At 37.2% G+C, this 20,730-nt stretch carries 26 protein-coding genes; 5 read left to right on the forward strand and 21 right to left on the reverse strand.

The window, feature by feature from the left end:
• Positions 1 to 41 precede the first annotated feature (41 nt).
• From LXM54_RS05025 to LXM54_RS05055, 7 genes are all read right to left on the reverse strand, one after another.
• Positions 42 to 623, reverse strand: coding sequence for a hypothetical protein (locus LXM54_RS05025; protein ID WP_233313990.1), 582 nt, complete (start codon positions 621 to 623; stop codon positions 42 to 44).
• A gap of 115 nt (positions 624 to 738) precedes the next feature.
• Positions 739 to 1,437, reverse strand: a complete 699-nt coding sequence (locus LXM54_RS05030; protein WP_233313991.1) for an SGNH/GDSL hydrolase family protein — start codon at positions 1,435 to 1,437, stop codon at positions 739 to 741.
• A 179-nt stretch (positions 1,438 to 1,616) separates the two neighbouring features.
• Positions 1,617 to 2,441 (reverse strand): aldo/keto reductase, encoded by an 825-nt coding sequence (locus tag LXM54_RS05035; protein ID WP_233313992.1) that lies wholly within the window; start codon positions 2,439 to 2,441, stop codon positions 1,617 to 1,619.
• A gap of 142 nt (positions 2,442 to 2,583) precedes the next feature.
• Positions 2,584 to 3,255 (reverse strand): GNAT family N-acetyltransferase, encoded by a 672-nt coding sequence (locus LXM54_RS05040; protein ID WP_233313993.1) that lies wholly within the window; start codon positions 3,253 to 3,255, stop codon positions 2,584 to 2,586.
• Position 3,256: 1 nt separating this feature from the next.
• A complete protein-coding gene (locus LXM54_RS05045) occupies positions 3,257 to 4,123 on the reverse strand; it encodes a carbon-nitrogen hydrolase family protein (RefSeq protein WP_233313994.1) in 867 nt (288 codons plus the stop codon).
• Between the two features lie 501 nt (positions 4,124 to 4,624).
• Positions 4,625 to 5,752: an acyl-CoA dehydrogenase family protein gene (locus LXM54_RS05050; RefSeq protein ID WP_233314757.1), complete on the reverse strand. Its 1,128-nt coding sequence runs from the start codon at positions 5,750 to 5,752 to the stop codon at positions 4,625 to 4,627.
• Between the two features lie 134 nt (positions 5,753 to 5,886).
• Positions 5,887 to 7,314, reverse strand: coding sequence for a phospholipase D-like domain-containing protein (locus LXM54_RS05055; protein WP_233313995.1), 1,428 nt, complete (start codon positions 7,312 to 7,314; stop codon positions 5,887 to 5,889).
• Positions 7,315 to 7,472: 158 nt separating this feature from the next.
• Between LXM54_RS05055 and plsY the strand changes: the two genes are divergently transcribed.
• The 4 genes from plsY to LXM54_RS05075 all read left to right on the forward strand — a co-directional run bounded on the left by plsY (position 7,473) and on the right by LXM54_RS05075 (position 10,526).
• A complete protein-coding gene (gene plsY / locus LXM54_RS05060; protein WP_233313996.1) occupies positions 7,473 to 8,075 on the forward strand; it encodes a glycerol-3-phosphate 1-O-acyltransferase PlsY in 603 nt (200 codons plus the stop codon).
• 104 nt (positions 8,076 to 8,179) lie between these two features.
• Positions 8,180 to 8,845 (forward strand): two-component system sensor histidine kinase NtrB, encoded by a 666-nt coding sequence (locus LXM54_RS05065; protein WP_233313997.1) that lies wholly within the window; start codon positions 8,180 to 8,182, stop codon positions 8,843 to 8,845.
• 137 nt (positions 8,846 to 8,982) lie between these two features.
• The gene (locus LXM54_RS05070; RefSeq protein ID WP_233313998.1) at positions 8,983 to 10,134 is read left to right on the forward strand and encodes a CapA family protein; all 1,152 of its coding nucleotides are present in this window, start codon (positions 8,983 to 8,985) and stop codon (positions 10,132 to 10,134) included.
• Between the two features lie 92 nt (positions 10,135 to 10,226).
• Positions 10,227 to 10,526: a HesB/YadR/YfhF family protein gene (locus LXM54_RS05075; RefSeq protein ID WP_233313999.1), complete on the forward strand. Its 300-nt coding sequence runs from the start codon at positions 10,227 to 10,229 to the stop codon at positions 10,524 to 10,526.
• 12 nt (positions 10,527 to 10,538) lie between these two features.
• Here the strand turns inward: LXM54_RS05075 and LXM54_RS05080 are convergent, their stop codons facing one another.
• The 6 genes from LXM54_RS05080 to LXM54_RS27895 all read right to left on the reverse strand — a co-directional run bounded on the left by LXM54_RS05080 (position 10,539) and on the right by LXM54_RS27895 (position 12,784).
• A complete protein-coding gene (locus tag LXM54_RS05080; RefSeq protein WP_233314000.1) occupies positions 10,539 to 10,829 on the reverse strand; it encodes a hypothetical protein in 291 nt (96 codons plus the stop codon).
• 24 nt (positions 10,830 to 10,853) lie between these two features.
• Complete coding sequence (locus tag LXM54_RS05085) at positions 10,854 to 11,276, reverse strand: acyl-CoA thioesterase (protein ID WP_267913290.1); 423 nt, start codon at positions 11,274 to 11,276, stop codon at positions 10,854 to 10,856.
• A gap of 88 nt (positions 11,277 to 11,364) precedes the next feature.
• Complete coding sequence (locus tag LXM54_RS05090; RefSeq protein WP_233314001.1) at positions 11,365 to 11,535, reverse strand: hypothetical protein; 171 nt, start codon at positions 11,533 to 11,535, stop codon at positions 11,365 to 11,367.
• Positions 11,536 to 11,627: 92 nt separating this feature from the next.
• A complete protein-coding gene (locus LXM54_RS05095; protein ID WP_233314002.1) occupies positions 11,628 to 11,852 on the reverse strand; it encodes a hypothetical protein in 225 nt (74 codons plus the stop codon).
• Entirely contained in the window at positions 11,809 to 12,372 is a 564-nt protein-coding gene (locus tag LXM54_RS05100; protein WP_233314003.1) for a hypothetical protein, read from the reverse strand. Before LXM54_RS05100 ends, LXM54_RS05095 begins: the two co-directional genes overlap by 44 nt.
• A gap of 283 nt (positions 12,373 to 12,655) precedes the next feature.
• Positions 12,656 to 12,784 (reverse strand): hypothetical protein, encoded by a 129-nt coding sequence (locus LXM54_RS27895; protein ID WP_267913291.1) that lies wholly within the window; start codon positions 12,782 to 12,784, stop codon positions 12,656 to 12,658.
• 122 nt (positions 12,785 to 12,906) lie between these two features.
• On the opposite strand from LXM54_RS27895, the gene LXM54_RS05105 reads away from it, so the two are divergent.
• On the forward strand, positions 12,907 to 13,053 hold the full coding sequence (locus LXM54_RS05105) for a hypothetical protein (protein ID WP_233314004.1): 147 nt from the start codon (positions 12,907 to 12,909) through the stop codon (positions 13,051 to 13,053).
• Positions 13,054 to 13,335: 282 nt separating this feature from the next.
• On the opposite strand, the gene LXM54_RS05110 is transcribed toward LXM54_RS05105, so the two are convergent.
• From LXM54_RS05110 to LXM54_RS05145, 8 genes are all read right to left on the reverse strand, one after another.
• Positions 13,336 to 15,678: an AAA family ATPase gene (locus LXM54_RS05110; RefSeq protein ID WP_233314005.1), complete on the reverse strand. Its 2,343-nt coding sequence runs from the start codon at positions 15,676 to 15,678 to the stop codon at positions 13,336 to 13,338.
• A gap of 145 nt (positions 15,679 to 15,823) precedes the next feature.
• Complete coding sequence (locus LXM54_RS05115) at positions 15,824 to 15,967, reverse strand: acid-soluble spore protein N (RefSeq protein WP_127741263.1); 144 nt, start codon at positions 15,965 to 15,967, stop codon at positions 15,824 to 15,826.
• A 76-nt stretch (positions 15,968 to 16,043) separates the two neighbouring features.
• A complete protein-coding gene (locus tag LXM54_RS05120; RefSeq protein WP_233314006.1) occupies positions 16,044 to 16,175 on the reverse strand; it encodes an FbpB family small basic protein in 132 nt (43 codons plus the stop codon).
• Positions 16,176 to 16,363: 188 nt separating this feature from the next.
• Entirely contained in the window at positions 16,364 to 16,879 is a 516-nt protein-coding gene (locus LXM54_RS05125; protein WP_233314007.1) for a TlpA disulfide reductase family protein, read from the reverse strand.
• Positions 16,880 to 17,176: 297 nt separating this feature from the next.
• A complete protein-coding gene (locus LXM54_RS05130; RefSeq protein WP_233314008.1) occupies positions 17,177 to 17,734 on the reverse strand; it encodes a PepSY domain-containing protein in 558 nt (185 codons plus the stop codon).
• A gap of 100 nt (positions 17,735 to 17,834) precedes the next feature.
• Positions 17,835 to 18,539 carry a PepSY domain-containing protein gene (locus tag LXM54_RS05135; RefSeq protein WP_233314009.1) on the reverse strand — a complete coding sequence of 235 codons (705 nt, stop codon included), beginning with the start codon at positions 18,537 to 18,539 and terminating at the stop codon, positions 17,835 to 17,837.
• Positions 18,536 to 19,900, reverse strand: coding sequence for a sensor histidine kinase (locus LXM54_RS05140; RefSeq protein WP_233314010.1), 1,365 nt, complete (start codon positions 19,898 to 19,900; stop codon positions 18,536 to 18,538). The genes LXM54_RS05135 and LXM54_RS05140 overlap by 4 nt, the downstream gene beginning before the upstream one ends.
• Positions 19,897 to 20,595: a response regulator transcription factor gene (locus LXM54_RS05145; protein WP_233314011.1), complete on the reverse strand. Its 699-nt coding sequence runs from the start codon at positions 20,593 to 20,595 to the stop codon at positions 19,897 to 19,899. The genes LXM54_RS05140 and LXM54_RS05145 overlap by 4 nt, the downstream gene beginning before the upstream one ends.
• Between the last annotated feature and the right edge of the window lie 135 nt (positions 20,596 to 20,730).

Raw genomic sequence — 20,730 nt, forward strand, 5'->3', positions numbered from 1 at the left:
AATAAAGACGACCTCCAGTAAAGCATAAGGAGATCGTCTTTTTAATCTAGAAAGATGTTACTTAGATCCATGTATTTCGATAAAGTCTTCGTCATTTGCTTCCATTCTTTTGCCTTTATATCAATAAAACTGTATACATAGCTTTTGTTCGTTGTTTTAAGCTGAATCGTATAGAGGCTCTCTCTGCCATACGCTCCCTCGTCGCTTTCCCAATCCCAAATTTTTAATTTATAGAGATCCTTTTTCAAATCTGAATAAGAGAAATACGGAAATAAGACATCCTTAGGAGTAAAGCCTTGATTATCAGAAAATAACGTCCATGACTGAATATGATAAATTTCAAAAAGAAAGTCTACCTTCAGCCGATAAAAATGATTTCCTTTTTTTACATCCAATGTAATTTGGCTTATTTCTTTCTCAGGATGGATGGAAACAATATTATTATGGACGGAAAATAAGTCTTTTTTGCGGCTGATCACTGATTTAACAGAAGAAAGTTGAATTTCCTTATTGTTATCAGCTGAAATATTAGTTGATGACACCATCTTTTCATAAATGGTGCTGATTGGTATTGGACCATTCTCTTCCAAAACCTCAATGATTTTTTCATACATATTGCCCATTACTAATTCCTCGCTAGATTTTTATGACATATTCCTTCTGGGAAAACTCTCTTTCTAGTATAACAAAAGTATGGTAGTTGCCAACATTAAAATTCATACATTTATTTATCTCTGCCTACTCACCGTTTATTAGCTTATTCAACTCTAAGAACACAGTGGCTGCCATCTCCTTATAGCCATCTGCGTTCAAATGGATACCGTCGTCACTCATAAAATCAGAAACATCCCCTGCCTTTTCTAAATTAGTCCGGACATCAATTGTAAAAACGTCAAGTTTCTTCGCCAGTTTCTGAAGCTGATTGTTATACAGTCCATGCCAATGTTCAATTCCGCCGCACAGGCTTATCCAATGGCCAATGGAGTTTCCATATTTGCTTGCAAGAAACTTATAGTATTTAACTGGTTCCAATGGCGGCAATGTCAAGATTACAGGTATGATATTGTATTCTTTCACTTTAAGGACAATTGTTTTTACATTTTCCGTGTAATCGTGAAGTGGTACAATTGGTATATGTTCGAGTTCAGGAAACTCAGCAACCTCTTCCCATTTAAAGTTGCAATCATTTCCGCCTACTCCAATTATACAAATGTCCGGTTTTTCATAAAGAACATCTTTATCGAGACGGTTCATCAGAGAAGTGGAGTCGTCATTAAAGACCCCTTTATTAAGAACAAGCAGCTCCTCTGCAGTATGACCATTTGCCTGTAAGAGACTGTTGAGGATGGAAGGATAATTATCCTTGAGTATGCGCGGTCTTCCTTTTACAAAGGTCACGCCTCTAGTCAGACTGTCCCCAAAACAGATGATTTTCATTTATTACCCCTGCTTTCTGTCCATCACTGCTGCTGATGCGGTTAAATTTTAAAAAGTATACTATTTATTATAGCAAGTACAACTAAAAGAGCTAAATGCATTCGCCTAATTTTAGTAAAATGATGCATTTATCCTTTCAAACAGCAAAAAACAGGGAGCAATACTCCCTGTTCTAAAAATTAAAAGTTGAAGTTATCAGGATCTGGACCTACTCGTTCATTCTTGTTAAGGGCATTGATCTTGTCGATGTCCTCATTCGTTAATTCAAAATCAAAAATGTCAGCATTTTCAATGATTCTGTGTTCTTTAATGGATTTCGGTATTGTCACAATATCATTTTGCAGATCCCATCTTAAGATAATTTGCGCGGTAGACTTATTGTATTTCCCAGCAATTTCAACAAGAACAGGATTATCAAGCAGCTTTCCTTGTGCAAGCGGAGACCATGCTTCTACAACAATGCCTTTTTCCTTACAGAAATCACGTAGCTCTACTTGGCTTAACAATGGATGAAGCTCAATTTGGTTCACCATTGGCACGATTTCTGCCTCTTCCAACAGATCCTCTAAATGATGTTGATGGAAGTTGCTGACACCGATTGCTTTCACTTTTCCATCTTTATATAATTTCTCAAGTGCTTTCCACGTTTCCTTGTACTTGCCCTTTACTGGCCAGTGCACAAGATATAAATCAATATAATCAAGGCCAAGCTTTTGAATACTCGTTTCAAATGCTGCTAATGTAGACTCATAGCCTTGGTCTGCATTCCATACTTTTGTCGTAATAAACAAATCTTCTCTGTTGGCGCCAGACTCTTTAATGCCTTGGCCAACACCTTCTTCGTTCTTATATACAGCCGCTGTATCAATGCTTATGTAACCTGCTTTAATGGCTGATTTTACAGAATCGATAACCTCTTGACCTTCTTCCACTTTAAAAACACCTAAACCGAATCTAGGCATTTCCACACCATTATTTAACTTTACCGTTGACTGTAAATTCATCCCTAATCCCTCCTAATATGTACGCTGCTATTTTCTCATAATATGTCCTGGGAATAAAGTATTTTGCTTTGCGAAATACAAGTGTATTTTCCCTTTGTTATCATGCCAAAAAAAAACCTCTGTATACTTAACAGAGGTTTAGCTAATTATGTTTAAACGGATTTCTCCATTCCATCAGCAGAGCATAGTTTAAAGAATCCTCATCTTCCAAATAGTCCTGCAATACAGCTACAGGAGTCCTTTCACATCTCAGCAAAAAGGAAATGACAGGGTCCTTCTTTTCACCTGCAATAACATCCTTTATATAAGCTTCAGGAGTAAGCTGATCTGCCCATTTTCGATAACCTGGCATTCTGCCGCCGCCAAGAAGTCGATCGAGATTTTTTTCAATAACTATCTGGTACATGCTTTGCATCATAATTTTCCCTAATCCTAGAGAGCGAAAAGCTGGCCTGATACTTATATCCACAATATAAATAGCATTCCCATTTGGATTATGTGTAGTAATATTTCCGTCATCTGTCAGTTCACTCCAAGAATGATGCGGATGCTTTTCGTCATAATCCACACATAAAGAGGTAATGGAACCAGCTAATATTCCGTCAACTTCCACACAAATGGCTCCATCAGAAAAAATAGCTATATGACTCGCCAATTGCGCCTTCGTCCACCAAAGCTCTGACGGAAACGGAGGTGGGAAGCATTCTTCCTGAATTTTGATCAATTCAGCAAAATCTGCTTCCTGATAATTACGGACCTTGCATTTTTTTAATTTATTTCCTTCATATATATAAAAGCTGCTGCTGTAATACATATCAGCCCTCTATTGTTTCCCAATCTGTATACATATCAGTACGTCTGTCTCTCCAAGTTGTCACAGAACCTTTAGCACGCACCTCGTATAATAGAGATAGATCAAGATCTGCTGTGATGATCATATCATCATTAAGCTCGCCTTCTGCCATGATCCCTTTTGGAGGAAATGGGATATCATTTGGAGTAATGACAGCCGCCTGGCCAAAATTCGCACGCATGAAGTCAACATTAGTTAAGGAGCCGACCGTTCCTGTTACGACTACATACACTTGGTTTTCAATTGCTCTTGCATGGCAAGTGTAACGAACACGATGAAAACCGTGACGGTCATCTGTACAAGAAGGACAAAAGATAACATCAGCACCTTTTGCTTTTGCCATCCGGACAATTTCCGGAAATTCTATATCATAGCATGTCAAAATTGCAATTTTCCCTTTATCTGTTTCAAAAATACGGAAGCTGTCGCCTTTTTCCATATTCCACTCATCAATTTCTGTTGGAGTAATATGAAGCTTAGCCTGCTCCTCTATTTTTCCATCTGGATAAAATAAATGGGCGACGTTAAATAATTTGTCATCCCTGCGGATAACATGAGTTCCACCGATAATATGCATGCCAGTTTGTACAGCAAATGTGCGGAACAGATTTTGGTACTGTTCTGTAAACCCAGGCAACTCATTAATGGTTAACGGATTTTGACCATCGCCCATTGACAATAATTGTGTTGTAAAAAATTCAGGAAACAAAACAAACTCAGCGCCAAATTCTTGTGCCGTTCGGACATAGTGTTCACATTGCTTTGCAAAATCTTCAAATGACTTAATGTTTTTCAGCATATACTGCACGGCAGAAACTCTTATTTTCATCTTCCATCTCCCTTTAACAAAAAAATTTTTTGGTACTTCTTTGAAAGTTACAAGAATAGATTATGCGTCATTTTTTGTCTGTTTTCAATAGTTTTGCATCAGTTTTTTATATTTTATCTAATTTAGCATAAATCGTTCCTAAAATAATTGAAATGGTAAATTTAGGTTTAGGTTCTTTTAAACATAAATTTACCATTTCATGATACAATGGATATATATTACAGATAATTAAATAAATAACATATTTACTAAGCTTAGGTGATTTATGTAGCCAACAAGGGAGGGCTTATCATTAAATATTTGCTTTGGGGATTGCTTTTTTTCTTTTTATTGGAGGAAACCATTATTTTTAGTGTAAAGCGCTATTTACATGGACCAGCAAGATGGGAGTTGTTTCTGAAACAGAGAATGTCTCTTCTACGCAGAAAAAAACGGCCAGAGAACCATGCAGCCTAAGTCTAATACAAATAAACCCAAGAAAATCTTGGGTCTTTTTTTATGTTAAATCTCTCTTAATGATTTCTCTGCTAGCTGAGAAATTGTCATATCATCCATCGGAGGATTATGAAGTCCTGCCCGCACATCGCGGTAATATCGTTGCAGCGAGCTGCTTGCTGACAGACTTCGTGCTCCTGCAATACGCATAGCCAAGTCGACTACTTCAATCGCTGTGTTTGTTACAAAATGCTTGGCAGCGCTCATTTCAGGAACTAAAGCTTGTTGCTCCTCCTTTGGTGCAGCATCCCATTTTTTGCTGACGGAATAAAGGAAATGCTTGGCAGTCTGCATTTTCAACTCCATTTCGCCGATTTTCGTGCGCACATTCGGAAGGTCGCTGATTGTTCCTGTTATGCTGTTGGGCGAGTGGCTTTTTGCAAATCTGACCGCTTCTTTTTGAGCTGCCCCAGCAATCCCTAAATAACAAGCAGGGATATGAAGCAGCCATGGATTAATCTTTCTTGCTCCCCCTAGTTTCTCCACTAAAAAACGCTTCTCTATGATTGCATTTTCGAAGTACACATCATGACTGCCTGTTCCTCTTAAAGCGATGCTGTCCCAAGTTTCTTCAATTTTTAAGCCTGGGTTATCCTTTGCAATTAAAAAGTTGGCTACCTCGTCTGAATCCTTAATAGATGCACTGACAATGAAGTAATCAAGCATCGGTGACATGGATGTAAAGGATTTGCGTCCATTAATTACCCAAGTATCTCCGTTTTGCTCTGCTGTCGTTTGAGGTTTCCCTCCCCTAGTTGGACTCCCAGTCTGTGGCTCGGTAGCAGCACTATTAATAAGTGCTCCACCCTTAATTGCTGTATACATTTCTTCAAGAAGCGACGGCTCCCAGTTATTTTCGTACATATTGCGGATAACGCCCATATGCCAGCCAATGGATAAGGCTGTTGAGCCATCACCGATGGCAATTGCCTCCTGCAGCCGTACCATTTCATAAACAGATATCTCCTTGCCGCCATATTCACTTGGCACTGTTAAATATGTATAACCGCTCTTTTGAAGTTCGCTAATATTTTCATATGGGAAAGTTCCATTTTCATCCACTTCCCTTGCTCTTTCTGAAAACTTAACTGCCAACCTTTCCATTGCTTCCAGTCTTTCGCCAAGTTCCTTCATCTGTGAAAAATTCGCAGTCACCTTTTTTCATCTCCCGCACTAAAAGTTCTTGTTATATACTGTCTGACTCTCTCCTTTTTATTATAAAGGACTCTTTGTTACTTGTATATGAAACTGCCCGACCGAAGAACCTTTCAATAAGTTGTAAACCAAAGCAGGCGCTGCAGGCGGTACAGCAAATAACGAAATGCAGGAAGTTCCGCTTCTGTGCTGTAATTTTTTGTATATTCTCCGTCTTTATTAGACCAAAGTTTATCAAAATAACTTTTTGTTTCTTTCATTATATCTTTGTCTGGAGCAGCTGCTATTTTTATATTTGTTTCTAAATTTAAATCATGAAGATTTCTTCTCGTATAGTTGGCAGATCCTGCTATTATGACATTTTCCTTATCTCTTTCTATAAGCATCAGCTTAGAATGGTACTGCTCCATCCCAGTGTTATACCATCTTATCGCAATATGACCATTGCCTTTTTTCATCAACTCAGCAGAAGTTGGAACATTGGGAAGGCCTGCCTTCTTATTTCCGAAGGAGTTTTGATTAGGGTCAAGAATCAGCCGGATATTAACATCCCTTGCTGATGCAGCTATCAGCTCTTCCATTACTGGTCTGTCGGCAAGATAAAGCATACCAATCCAAATAGTATCACCGGCAGCTGTATTGTGAATCTCTTGTATAACATGTTTGGCTATTTTTCCTTCTGTCAAAAGCTGTAGTTTAATATCGCCTTTTTCCTCTGTTTTTTTGGCGACAGGAAAAGTAGTCTTATCCATTAATTGATAAACACTATCCTCCGTTTCTAACAAATCGTTAATAATATTTCCTTTAACTGTATAGGCAATATTAGAATGATATCCGCTCGCATCATGAATATTACCTGATGAAACGATGGCTGATTTTTCCGTAATTAACACCTTGCGATGATTTGCCTTAACATTCAGCAAATCTAAATAAGACCTCAATGTCACATCTGGTCCGCTATCAGCTAAAAGATTAGGAAGATGACCATCCTTACCGTGTCCGAACCATTTCATCGACATCCTCCAGAAAGCAGAATACAGTGGGTTCGAATCACGCAGGCTTTCCATATTCGTTTCCACCACTTGCGCGCCGATAGATTTAAGTTTTTCGAGCTCAGGAGACGGGTAGGAATGATACGTGGTATTTACAGGATCTGTTATAAAGATAAGCTTTAAATCAGGATTCTTTTGTTTCTTCTTCACAAGCTTGTCCAAGAACTTTTCTGTAATTTTTGGATATGTTTGATCATCGTTCGTATCGCTGTTAAATAAAAACATGTCTATCACAATAAATTGCTCTGCTTTATCTACCTCATCAAGCATTCGGGCAATTATTTCCTGATTCAAATGTTGGTTGCCCTTCTTATCCTTATAGGTTGTATCCTCCACAAACTCAATATCTTTATCCTCTACTAAATGTATCTCACCTTCATATGACAGCCCTTGAGGCAATGGTTTAAGTGTATGATATACTATTACGCTTATGTAGACGGCGAAATATACGACAAGTATATTTGCTGCTAACTTTTTTGTTATTCTCATTTCATTTCCCCCAAGTTTACAAAAAAATAATAATAATCTTTTTCCCTTTATGCAGGAAGCGATAAACTTAATGACTAGAAGATTTTTTCGAAAAAAGAGTGAGAATTTATAAATACGTGGTACAATATCCATATACATAGAACGAAGGAGAGTTAGCATTGATCATTGCCATTTTAATTATTTTAGCCTACCTGATAGGATCCATTCCTTCCGGGTTAATTATTGGTAAGGCTTTTTATAAAATAGATATAAGAGAACACGGAAGCGGAAACTTAGGCGGAACGAATTCGTTTCGGGTGCTTGGCAAAAAAGCGGGCTTTGTCGTGACATTTTCTGATATTTTAAAAGGAACGCTGGCAACATGCCTGCCTGTTTTGCTTGGTCTGTTCACAGATATAGATGTCAGTGTAAGTCCCTTAATTTTCGGAGTAGTTGCGGTAATCGGCCATATGTATCCAATATTTGCAGGCTTTAAAGGCGGTAAAGCAGTCGCAACATCTGCCGGTATTCTGCTAGGGCATGAACCGCTGTTATTTATTATAATTATTGCTGTCTTTTTCCTGGCACTATACTTATCAAAGTATGTTTCTCTGTCATCCATGATTGCAGGAGCTGCCGGGTTGGTTTATTCAATTATCCTTTGGGATGACAAGCTTCTGATTGCCATCCTTGCTATTCTAACTATATTTGTTGTATATAGACATCGAGCAAATATTAAACGAATCATAAATAAGACAGAGCCGAAAATTACTTGGCTGTAAATAATTAAAACCATCCTTGCGATGGTTTTTTTGGTTTTTTGACATATATAGCTTAATTTCGTCATAAAGTTTACTAACTAATGCGAAAAGGACGGTTGAACTTTATGTCAGATAACCACAAACTTCTAAACAATCCTCACAAAACAGCGGCTGGCTATGCTCATGAAATCAAAAATCCAATAACCGCAGTCCGCGGCCTTCTTCAGCTTCTTGCCAATCCAGATTTACCTGCATTAAAAAGATCTCTATATACAGAAATCGCCATAGAAGAACTCGACAGAGCAAATGGTCTGCTCTATGAAATGGTGCACAACAATCCACAAGCTAACAGGCAGGAAACAACTAATATGAAGGAAGCGATTACGAAAACTACCCTTCTTTTTGAGCAAGCCATTCAATCTAAAAACCTTCAGCTTGAAACATTTTTTGCGGGCAACTTTAATGTACAAATACCAAAACAGCAGCTGGCACAGGTGCTTGCAAACATTTTAAAAAATGCCATTGAAGCAAGCAGAGCAAATGGCAGGATTACTATTAGTGCCTACACAGAAAGACAATTTGGCATTATTTCCATTAAGGATAATGGACCTGGTATTCCGCCAGAAGCTTTAGACATGCTATTTACACCTTATTTCACAACAAAACGGACTGGAACAGGACTAGGTTTGAGCATATGTCAATCAATTATTCATGAAGCTAACGGTCAAATCACTGTTCACTCCGAACTTGACGCAGGAACAGAATTTATTGTAAAACTGCCTATCTGTTAAGCAATTCTGTCAGCCTTTATCAGAAATTTCATTATTTTTCCATTTTGCGAAATTAGTCGAATCGACCGTGCTTTTTTGTTATCCTATAAAGGAACTTATCTTTTTTAGGAAAACGCAATTAAAGGCAGGAATGAATAATGAAAAAAATCCAGCTCTATCTATTGCTTGCTTTTATCGGTATTTCGATCACAGCCTTTTTTATTTTTAAGCTTGATGAAGCAACATTAATCAAGCAAAACAGCAATACAAGCAGCAATCAGCCCTCAAAAAAAACACAACTCAGCACAAAAAGCATTGGCAAAGAAGTCACTTTAGGTGCTGTCGGGGATATTCTAATCCACGATAGGGTATATAATGAAGCAAAAGTAAAAGACGGTTTTGACTTTAGGCCTATGCTTGAAGAAGTGAAGCCAATCTTACAAAAGCCGGACATCCTTCTGGCTAATCAGGAAACCATTGTGGCAGGCGAGAAAATTGGTTTATCCAGCTATCCTGCTTTCAATAGTCCACATGAAGTCGCAGATGCGCTAATTGATGCAGGTGTCGACATTGTGACAACTGCTAATAATCATTCTTTAGACAGAGGTGTTGATGCCCAAAAGCAGTCTCTTGCGTACTTAAAAAAAATCAAGCTTCCTTATGTTGGTACATTTGAAAATAAAGAAGACCAACAAAAGCTCCGCATAATGGAGCATGACGGCATAAAAATTGCTTATCTTTCTTACACATATGGTTTGAATGGTATTACTGTTCCCAAAAAGGACGACTATATCGTCAATCTTATTGATAAGGAAAAAATGCAAAAAGAGATAGCGCAGGCAAAAAAACAAGCTGATTTTGTGGTAATGGGCATACATTGGGGCACAGAATATGAACGGAAGCCAAATGTGGAACAAAAAACTCTCGCCCAATATCTCGTTAATGAAGGTGTCGACATTATTTTCGGAGGACATCCACATGTTCTGCAGCCAATGGAATGGATGTATGACAAAAACGGAGAAAAGTCCTTAGTCGTCTATTCTCTCGGCAATTTCCTGTCAGGACAAGCAGATGATTATCGAGATATTGGTGGAATGGCCACTGTCAAAGTGACAAAAACTGAACTGGGCGGTAAAGTGACGAAAAAAATAGAGGTTCCATCCTTTTACCCAACATATGTCTACAGTAAAAATGATAAAGACTATAAAATGGTTCCTCTAGAAGAAGCTGGTAGTCTTGGAATGCCTGACAGTGAGGAAAGCTATAAGGAGATCATGACACATATGCTGAAAAATGTGCAGCCTAAATAAACTTACAGACAGTTTAATTATGTGCATAGTATATGTTTATCCTTTATAATAAAAGTGAGGGTTAATCTAATCTCAAAAAAGAGGTGCTTGAAATGAAAATAGTAGTTAGCGATAAAGCAGCAGAATGGTATAAAGATGAAATGCTTCTAAACGAAGGAGATTATGTACGATTTTTCGCCCGATACGGAGGATGCAGCACTGTCCAACAGGGATTTTCACTAGGAATTTCTAACGAAAAGCCTGTGAACTCAGCAGTTAGCACAGAAAAAGACGGCATCCGTTATTATATTGAAGAAAAAGATCTTTGGTATTTTGATAACAATGATTTATACGCAAACTTCAATGAAGCTGCACAGGAACCGGAATATCATTACACAGAAAAGCAGGCTTAATTAGCCTGCTTTTTACTTGAGAAGAATATCGATTCCTTCCTTCTCCAAAATATTTTTTTGGGTATCGCCAAGAAGATCAAAATGAGAGTAGCCATCTTTCCTTTTATGTATCCACTCTTTTTTTAATCCATACTTCGCTCCCCATTGCTCGAGCCTTTTCAAATCCGAACAGCCAACCTTCGTGACTGTCTTGCAGCCTGGAAAGCGGTCATCAAGCCAATAATGAGTCAAAAAAGCAATCTGGCCTTCATCTATTTTTCTTTTCCAGTCTGCCAATTCCTTTCGGTTGATGCCAAACGCCATAGTATTAGTCTCCTTAAAAAACGGTTATTTCTTTTTTAGCTCCTCATACTTTTGGAACCATTCCGGAAAGGTCTTTTTAAATGATTTAGGGCGGAAGCTATCTTTACTGACAATGATATGGGTAGTCGTACCCTCTACACAAAGATCTCCTTGCTCATTTACAATCTGATATCCATAAACCGTTTTAATGCCATCATTTAAGTCTATCCATGTTTTCACATACGCTTTTTCTCCGTATCTTAACGGCTTCTTATACGTAGCCTGTACATCATAGACAGGAGCGAAGTACCCAGCATCCTCCATCGCTACATAGCTATAGCCAATATCCTCTATCAGCGCTGTTCTGCCGCGCTCAAAAAACTTTAAGTAATTCGCATGATACACGACACCCATCATGTCGGTATCTGCATAATCGATCTTTAAATCTAGTTTATGTACGTATTCCAAATCTGCTTGCACTTCCTTTGTATTATTTCTTCCTTATTAATATTATGGTTAATTCAGCAACTAATCAAGGAAAGTGCCACCTTCAACATTACTCCGCAACCATCCTATTAATGAGCTCTTGCATTTTTTTTGTCAAATTTACTTCTTTCCGCAACAGCTCTTTATATCCTTTTGCCATTACAGGCATGTTCTCCATCTGAATGGAAAGCTTTTTAATCTCCATTTGCAAGAGCTTATACTCTGTATCTAAATCAGTCATATTCCCCTCCATATAACTAATCAAATCTATCTACCTTGTTTCTACAGTTATTAATATGTATTCATGTTAAGCGTTTTAAACAGCATAGCGTGTTATGTATTTACTGCCATCAAGCTTGTTATCTTTCCAGTAAGTCTATCCATTTTCAGTGAAACCCCAATCATTTGTGTAGAACTTACTTCTACAAATGCATTAATGTAAAAAACATTCTCTTTTCCCCGCTTGATTGATTCAATTATATATTCGTCTCCCAGCAAATAACCGCCAACTAATTTACCTGCTTCTTTCTCTGTGATTTTTGCAGTATTCATTGCCATCTGTATGTTCCATATAGTCAAGATTGTTAATCTTCCATTGACCTTGCTCTTTTTCTGCCTCTATTGTATAGATTAGGAGCATATTATTGTATGACGTTTGTGCCGTCTCCACGATAATCTTATTTTTTGAATGATCTTTCACGATGAAATGCTGCTGATAATCAAAATCTGCTGGGAAATTACCACCTGTAGGGACAGTAAATTCTACTGTATTAAGCTTACTTATGAAAGCTTCCGTAAAGTAAGGCTGCAATGCCTGTTTAAAGGGTTCCATAGTAAGGTGCTGATTCTGTTCTGCATAGTCTTTGGCCAATTCTGCCAGCTTATACGATTTCTCGCTAATATCTTTTATTTCAGCAACAGACAATAATTCAGTGTCAGAAACATTTACAGTATCCAGTTCTCGCCGTTCGACATTACTATTACTATTACTATTACTATTAATATCCTTTACGCTGTTTCCATATAATAATAATAATGTACAGCTAAATACGATACATAGCGTCAATCTTTTTCTCAAAAAAACGAACTCCTTCCCCAGGACAAATGTTATATTTATCCATTTTACCATATTTTAATGGAGGGAAGTCTATCGAACTTAGATAGTTTTAAGTTCTCTTAGACAGCTGGAATGATTTCTTTCATCTATTTTTTTTATAAGCTTCATACGATTTTTATGTAGATACGTTTGACATTTTTACTTATTAATATTACCTTAATAATTCGAAATAAAAAACACCAAAATGGTGTTTTTTATTTCGCGAATATACCTTAGCTCGCACTATTATGTAAAGCTTTAAGTATTAGGGAGCTTCTCCACTTTTTTCTTTGCTGTTTTCCTCTCTTTTCTCATCTTCCACTTTCCCTTCTGCAACTAGCTCTGTCCAATCTGTTTCTACTATTTTCTTCTGCAGCTTTTCAATGAGACCCATAATTCTTTACTCCTAGTAGTTTATTTTGTTATAATTATAAATACCCACTTAATGGAAATAAAAAACAATATTTTATAGGTTATGTCGTTATTTTTGGTACTATCTGTCTACAAGGAGTTAGAATGATGATTAAAGATGATGAAATGCTTTTATTCATTAGACATATATATTTTCTAGTGAATGAGTGTAAAAAATGTGAAGATTACGAGATGAAAAGCAAAATAACAGATGAGATTTATTTCTTCGGTGAACTATTGGAGCAAAAATAAGCTGAATTTGTGAAAATGTTAGCATTCACTATTAGTCAGACCTCATACAGTGCATTTTTAACCTCTTAAAACATGATATAAACAACGCTAATCCCCACACCACCAACAGTTGTTGGTTTAAATTACCTTTGTTATTTGCTTTTAAAAAAAGTACAATAAAGTCTGCAGTTTTTCACATAAACTACACACCTGAGATAAAAACTGCTGATTTTGACTATCCTTATGGGATAGTCCTTTTTTATATAAAAAAGCGGCTGTAAAGACAGCCGCTTTTGTTTACTATTATGATTGCTTTGTGTTTGCACTGTTGCTGAAGGAATCTAGTGCATGAAGCATATCTGCTTCTGTAAGAATAGAATAATCAAGGCTATCATCATTAGCTTCCATGATTCGCAATGCTTGCATCTGGACAGCTTCATCTACAAGATTAGTCGCAAATCGCCCATTTCCATTTGAGTTAAATGACGCAAGCTTTGTCTGAAGGGCAAGCTTCGCATTATTTTCTAACTGATAGTCATATTTTGCCGCATAACCTTCCATTATTTGAATCAATTCTTCACTATTATAATCCTCGAAATGGATAAACTTCTTGAAGCGTGATGTTAAACCTGGATTGCTTTCAAGCAATGCCTTTGTTTCATCAGGATAACCGGCCAAGACGACAACAAGATTTTCATTATGCTTTGTCATTTCCATCACAAGTGTGTCGATAGCTTCTTTGCCGAAATCTTGATTAGATCCTGACAATAGAGAATATGCTTCATCAATGAATAGAACGCCGCCTAATGCTTCTCTGATCTTCTTTTTCGTTTTAATCGCCGTTTGGCCCACAAATCCTGCTATAAAATCCGCTCTGCTTGCTACTACGAGATGCCCACGCTTTAAAATCCCGCAATCCTTTAAGAACTGGGCATAAAGCTTAGCAACTGTCGTTTTTCCTGTACCTGGATTTCCCGTAAATACAGCATGAAGCTGGATAGGCAAGTTCTTTTTAGAATTCGTTCGTCTGACTTGCTGAACTTTAACGAATGAAATAATTTTTTTCATTTCATCCTTTACCTTTGTCAGACCAATCATAGAATCAAGTTCTTCCGCTGGATTTTCTAAAGCCTCCTCCTCTGACGCAGCAAAATCATTGCCGTCAAGCAAGGTATATGTGAGGAACTGCTTGTTTGATTGTGCTTGAGAACCTTTGTTAAAAATCGCATCTAGGACAATATTTTTAACTGCACGGGCATTGCCGAAGCTTTCATCAACCTGTTCCTTTTCAAGGCGCAGCTCTAATTGCTGTTTGCCTTCTTCACTGATGACATAATCATTGTCATTGGCAATTTTTTCTCCGATAGCAACAAGTTCCTCTGCAGAATAATTAGGTAAATGAATAAAGTTAGATGATGGAAAACGGCTGCTTAATCCATGATTGCCGTCAAGGAACTGTCTCATCTCTTCCGGATAGCCTGCTAATATAACAGCAAACTTCCCGCCGAATTCAGAACTAGTCATTAAGGAAACCAATGTGTCAATCGCTGTTTGTCCGTAATCATTGCCTTGTCCATCTCTGTTTAAGCTGTAGGCTTCATCAATAAACAGCACACCGCCAAGAGATTGCTTTACAACATTGCGCACATTTTCCTCTGTCTGCCCCATATAGCCTCCGACTAGCTGGGATCGGTCTGTTTCAACAACCTCCTGACTAGGCAGCACACCTAGTTCATAATAAATTTTAGCCATTAACCGAGCCAATGTCGTTTTTCCTGTACCAGGATTTCCTGTAAAAATCATATTAAGACTTAATTCATCCTGAATGGTGAAACCGAGCTTTTTCCTTGAGTTTTGATACTTTAAGAATTGATAAAAATCCTTTACTCTATTTTTAACTTTCTCTAAGCCAATCATTTGTTGAAGCTGTTCTAAGGCTGAGGTTGTTTCCGCTTTTGCCTCGCTTGAGTCTTCCTCTTTAAAAATGTTCAACCAAGCAGCCTTTAACTCATTAAGCTCTTCAATCAGCTTTTTAACACTGTCATAATAAATAGATGTATGAAAAACACCGCTTATGGATTCTTCATATTCTTCAGATGATTGCAGAAGCTGAGATGTTTTTTGCGTTACTTCATCCAGCAATGTAATAATTTCTTTGTACTTAGTCACAGCAAGTGTATTATTAAAAATAGATGCTGCTGCACTGTTTTCTGTTAATTTATCGTTTTCATCATCAATCATATCAAGAAACTTCCGGCAGTTATTAATATACTGTTCAGCAATTTTCCTTTTCGCTGTCCGGTTATCTGTCTCTCTAATCGCAGGGAAATTAAGCATGTCCAACAGACCTTCATAGTTTTTCCAGTCGTTTTGGGAAAGGTATTTATTTGCCTCTTTATTACTTGAATCTAAATCTTTCGCCTTTTTAAGCCATGCTGTTGCAATTGAATCCTTTTCATTTGCTTTTAATCGGGAGATTGCCGCCATTGTTAGCAATCGGGAGACAATCTCTGGCTTCTCGGCTTCATTTAATGATTGTATCGCAGACAAAACTGCTTTTTCGTTGTTAATAGTACCTGTATTCTTAAATTCCTCTTCAAGAGAAGCAATTGTTTGACTGACTGTATTTTCGAATTTCTTTTCCATTATCTACTTTCACTTCACTTACATATAAGTTTATTTACATCTTCTTATAGTATCATAATCGTGAATATTCGTTAATGATTTAAGCTGTTTTCCTTCGTTTATACATACAAAAAGCTTCTGCACATATGTACAGAAGCTAAAAAGTTTATTCACCTTTTGTTTGGATCACTTGGGCATGCTGACCTGAAGTATCCTGCATTTTTTTGCCTTTATTGCCGCCGAAACCTCTCGATTTAGTTCCAATATGGCTAGGCACAAAATGCTTGCTGTCTTTTTTTGGATTGCTCATCATTCATCCCCTCCTTTATATAAAGTTTGCACTATAAAGGAATGGATGATGTGTGGCAAAATTTTTCACTAATTGATTATCTTGCTTTTTTCAAATGTTTTTTTTCAATGCGCTCTTCAATTTTCTCAATTGCTTCTCTGTCTCGAAGCAATTGCAGTTTATTTTCTGACACTAGTTCCTGAAATGACCGTTTACGAGGTTTTCTCATCTCTTTTATCTCCTTTATCCTTTTATATTTTCATAATTCCCAAAATTGCCTGTTTTTAATACGCATTTGAAGAAATTCTTTTAAAAGTTTGAAAAGTAATTGTTTTCTGAAAACAATACTCATATGTATACTTTTGATACGCTCTCATTATACGTGATGTCCATATAGTTGTAAAGCGCTTTCAGAAATTATTTCTTCCTTATTAACTCCCTCATTATCTCTAATGACATGACAGAATAGTATTTATTGACAATAACTCCTTTCTCGTCAATTAAAAAAGTAGTGGGAATAGTGATTACCTTATACATTTCATTTACCTTATCTTGTTCATCCAGCACGACAGGAAAAGTAAGCTTCATTTTTTTTATATAATCAGCAACGTTTTTGGGAGCTCCGCCATCAATATTTATTGCCAGTATCTCTATATCTCCCTTTTGTTCTTGAAAAAACTTCTCGATTTCCGGCATTTCCTGTCTGCATGGCGGACACCATGTTGCCCAGAAATTGATCATTACTTTTTTACCTTTTAAATCAGAAAGCCGCACTTTTTGCCCTTTCATATCCTTCAAAATAAAGTCAGGTGCGATATTTCCAATATTCACTCCAATATTTTTTCCAGTGCCTTCGGCAGAAGCTTTTTGTATATCAACCAGTAAAAGGCTTACACTAACAAGGATACATAAAAATACGATTATTTTTTTCATCAAGACCACTCCTATAATCATTTCTTACATTTAAGTTTTCCATTTTTATTTTAATTACGATGTTTATTTTTGGAAGGGACTTTGAATGCGTAAAATTATAAGGTTATAGGAATGAGTAAAATCAGCATATTTCATGCCTGACACGTCGTCATTTAAAACTCATTTGTTTCCTGTCCCTTACACCTTATCAGGTATAGACAGAAAAATATATAGGATATAATAAATGTTGCAAATATTGTCATAAATTAGGATTAAAATAAAAAAACAGCCTAAATGAGGCTGCTTCTTATAGTCAGATTAAAACCTGTCTTGCTCTTTACTTAATATTTTTCCTGTTTCTGCTGAAATGCTCAGCTCTGTTTCCATGCCATCCTTTGCTGTTACTTCTAGGTCATAAATGAATTGAGCGTTATCATCATCTAACTCAAATTCTGTAATGGTGCCATCTGCTTCTTTTAATGCTATTTCTTTCGCTTGCTCTTCTGTTACTTTAATTTTATCAGCAAGCATTTCCTTTGTAATGATGGTGCCGTCTTCTGAATCGACATATATATCATCTTGGTCATCAGCGAATTCTACTTGGTATACACCTGCTCCAGTTTCCGTATACTCTTGCTCTACCTCTTCTACAGCACTATTCTTTTCTTTTGAAGCAATTTCAGCAGCCTCTTGTTTTGATACAGCCGCCGTTTCTGCTGTAAAGCTTTTTACAATACCACCGTTTGCATAGACATCTCTGTCATCAATCAGGTCATATGCAGCTGCTCCGCCAAAACCGATGATTGCTGCACCGATACCGTATTTTAACCATTTAGTTTGTATAATTTTGCTCCACGCTTTTTTTATTGTATTCATTTTTTAATTCCTCCTTTTTCTTATACTTCTATCCTATCCTGAGAAAATGATAAGACTTTAGCAGAAATATGAGAAATTGATGAGAATTCATCGGAGCGTTTTAATCATTGTCCCAATTAATTGATTCAATGGCACCTGTATAGGCATTAATATACATTTTTACTTCTTTATCGCCTTCCGCTTCTATTTCCAATTCATAAACGAGACCGAAATCTTCATCCTCTTCCATATCGATTTCTGAAACAGTTCCTGCGATTTCCTGTAAAGCTATTTCCTCTGCTTTTTCCTTTGAGATATATTCTGTAGTTCCGTCTGCCGCATCTTCTTTAATTTCTCCAGTTTCCCTGTCTAGCAAATAGGCTGTGTCTTTAGCTTCTGTTTTAATAATAAAAGAATAATAGGAAATACTATCTTGGTTTGTTTCTTCAATTGTCAATAAATCACCTTTTATCTGCTCTTGTATCAACGTTTTTGCCTCTTCTTCTTGGATGAGACTAGCTTTGTCGGTAGTATCCTTCACAGATTGTTGAATTAAGGTCTCCACTTTGCCTGTCTTTTTGTTAAGCACTATATTGTATACACCACTGTCTGTTTCAAAAATGATTCGATAAGAAGGTCCTGATTCTCCATCCCTTTGTGAAACACTACTTACTGTGCCTCCATAATTAGACAAGACAAAATCTTTTGCCGCATCCTCTGTTAAAGTACTGCTTTCATCGGCGAAGAAGATAAAATACCCTAAAACCAATAGGACAATAATCAGGAGGAAGCTGCTAATGAGGAGAAGTTTCTTCTTGTTCATCATTTGTCCACCGCCTTTTGTCCTGCAGGGAACATACATGTAAACGTTGTTCCTTTATCTAACTCACTTTCCACTTCAATCATACCATCATGAGCAGTCATGATAAGTTTTGCGATCGACAGTCCTAGCCCAACACCGCCGTTTTCCCGATTTCTCGACATATCAGCACGGTAAAAGCGGTCAAATATTAACGGCTGCTTTTTTTTATCAATACCGATGCCATCATCTTCAACCTTTAAAATAATATTCTCTTGTGTAGTGTTCACTGCCAATTTCACTGTATTTGCTCCATACTTAAAGGCATTATCAAGGAGAATAAGAAGAAGCTGCTTTATTTTTTGCTTATCACCATACAGAATGACTGGCGTGCTTGCCTTTTCAACTAACACGATCCGTCCTGTCGCCATTTCCATATTCTTCGCAGTCTTGATGCAAAGCTTATTCAGCTCAAAGTCTTCCAAATGCAAGACAAGATGATCATCGGCTTTTGCCAGCTCAAGCATTTCATTTGTCATTTCCTTCATACGCACCGCCTCTGATAAAATGGCATCTATTCCTTCCTCTAAAGCATCAGGCTTATTCTTTCCCCAGCGCTTCAGCATGCTGGCATAGCTTTCAATTACAGTAAGCGGAGTTTTCAATTCATGCGAGGCATCATAGACAAATTGTTTTTGCTTATCATATTGCAATTCTAATATAGATATCATTTTGTTAAAGGTGTTCCCAAGCTGATACAATTCATCCTTACTTCTGTCTTGCAATTCAAGCTTTTGAAAACTGCCCTTTGACTGGATCTCCTCCATTGTTTTTATAAGAGACTGAATTGGTGTCAATATGAAACTTGATAGCAATCTTCCAGCCAAAAAAGTCGGCAATATAACGAGAACAGTCCCGATTATCAGAATCAGTCTTAATACATCCAATATACGCAGTGAGCTGTCGATATTTTCAGCCATCTCCAGCTTTACTACACTGCCGTCATTCCAGATGACTGGCAGTGAAGCAACGGCAAACGAGCTTCCATCTTGTTTTAGAACGTTTTCCGATTGGCCAGCTGAAAAGGAATGGTCTATATCAGCATAGCTTGATTCTTTCGTGCTTGTAAAAATCACTGCATTATTTTCGTCAATTGCACGAATCATTCCATTTGCTGGGACGAAGGCACGCAGGAGGGAATTTCTCGTCATTTCTGTTGTTGCACTGTCAAGATTTCCTGCTGCCTGCATCAACTTGCCTGCTGTTTCGTTCACTTCATTTTTAAGGATTTCCTTTTGAAAAACGAAGTAAATGGTCGTATTAAGACAAACCATCATTATGATTAGCAGCAATGTTGAAAAAACTTGGATGCGCGTTCTGACTCTCATATAGAAGATTCCTTAATGACATAGCCAACCCCGCGAATTGTTTGAATCAGCTGTCTATCAAATTGATAATCGATTTTCTTGCGTAAATATCTTATATAAACATCCACCACATTTGTATCTGCCATAAAATCATAACCCCAAACATGATTCATAATTTGTTCTCTGCTTAACACAATATTTTTATTTTCCATTAAATAAAGAAGCAGCTCAAATTCCCTTGGTGTCAGTTCAATATCGATGTCTGCACGCTTTACGGAATAAGATTTGACAAATACTTTTAAATCATCCACTTCTAGCACTTTTTCCTGCTCTTGTTTCCATTGCATCTTGCTGACGCGAAGGCTTGCCCGAATTCGGGCAAGCAGCTCCTCTATTTGGAATGGCTTTGTCATATAGTCGTTTGCCCCTAAATCAAGGCCTGCTACTTTGTCTGGAATAGAACCTCTTGCAGTCAAAAGAATAACCGGAACATGCACAGCTGCATTGCGGATTCTTCTTAAGACCTCTAAACCGCTTAATTCTGGCAGCATTACATCAAGCAAGACAAGACTCCAGCCTCCCTCAAGCACTTTCTCTAAACCTTTAACACCGGAATGCTCTGCGTGAACTTCATAACCTTCGTATTCGAGCTCCATCGTAATGATTCTTGCGATTTTTTGTTCATCTTCAATAACAAGAATTTTATCCTTTGGCAAACTTCCTCAGCTCCCTATTACATCTCTGGGGGAAATGTTTTTTAGTCATATCTTTACTTTGATATTATCGTAAACACGCACATAAAAAAAGAACTTGCCTTTGAATAAGTGATCTTTATGATCAACTTACACAAG

It is taken from the genome of Bacillus sp. Au-Bac7 (assembly GCF_021341655.1).
GTDB lineage: Bacteria > Bacillota > Bacilli > Bacillales > Cytobacillaceae > Niallia.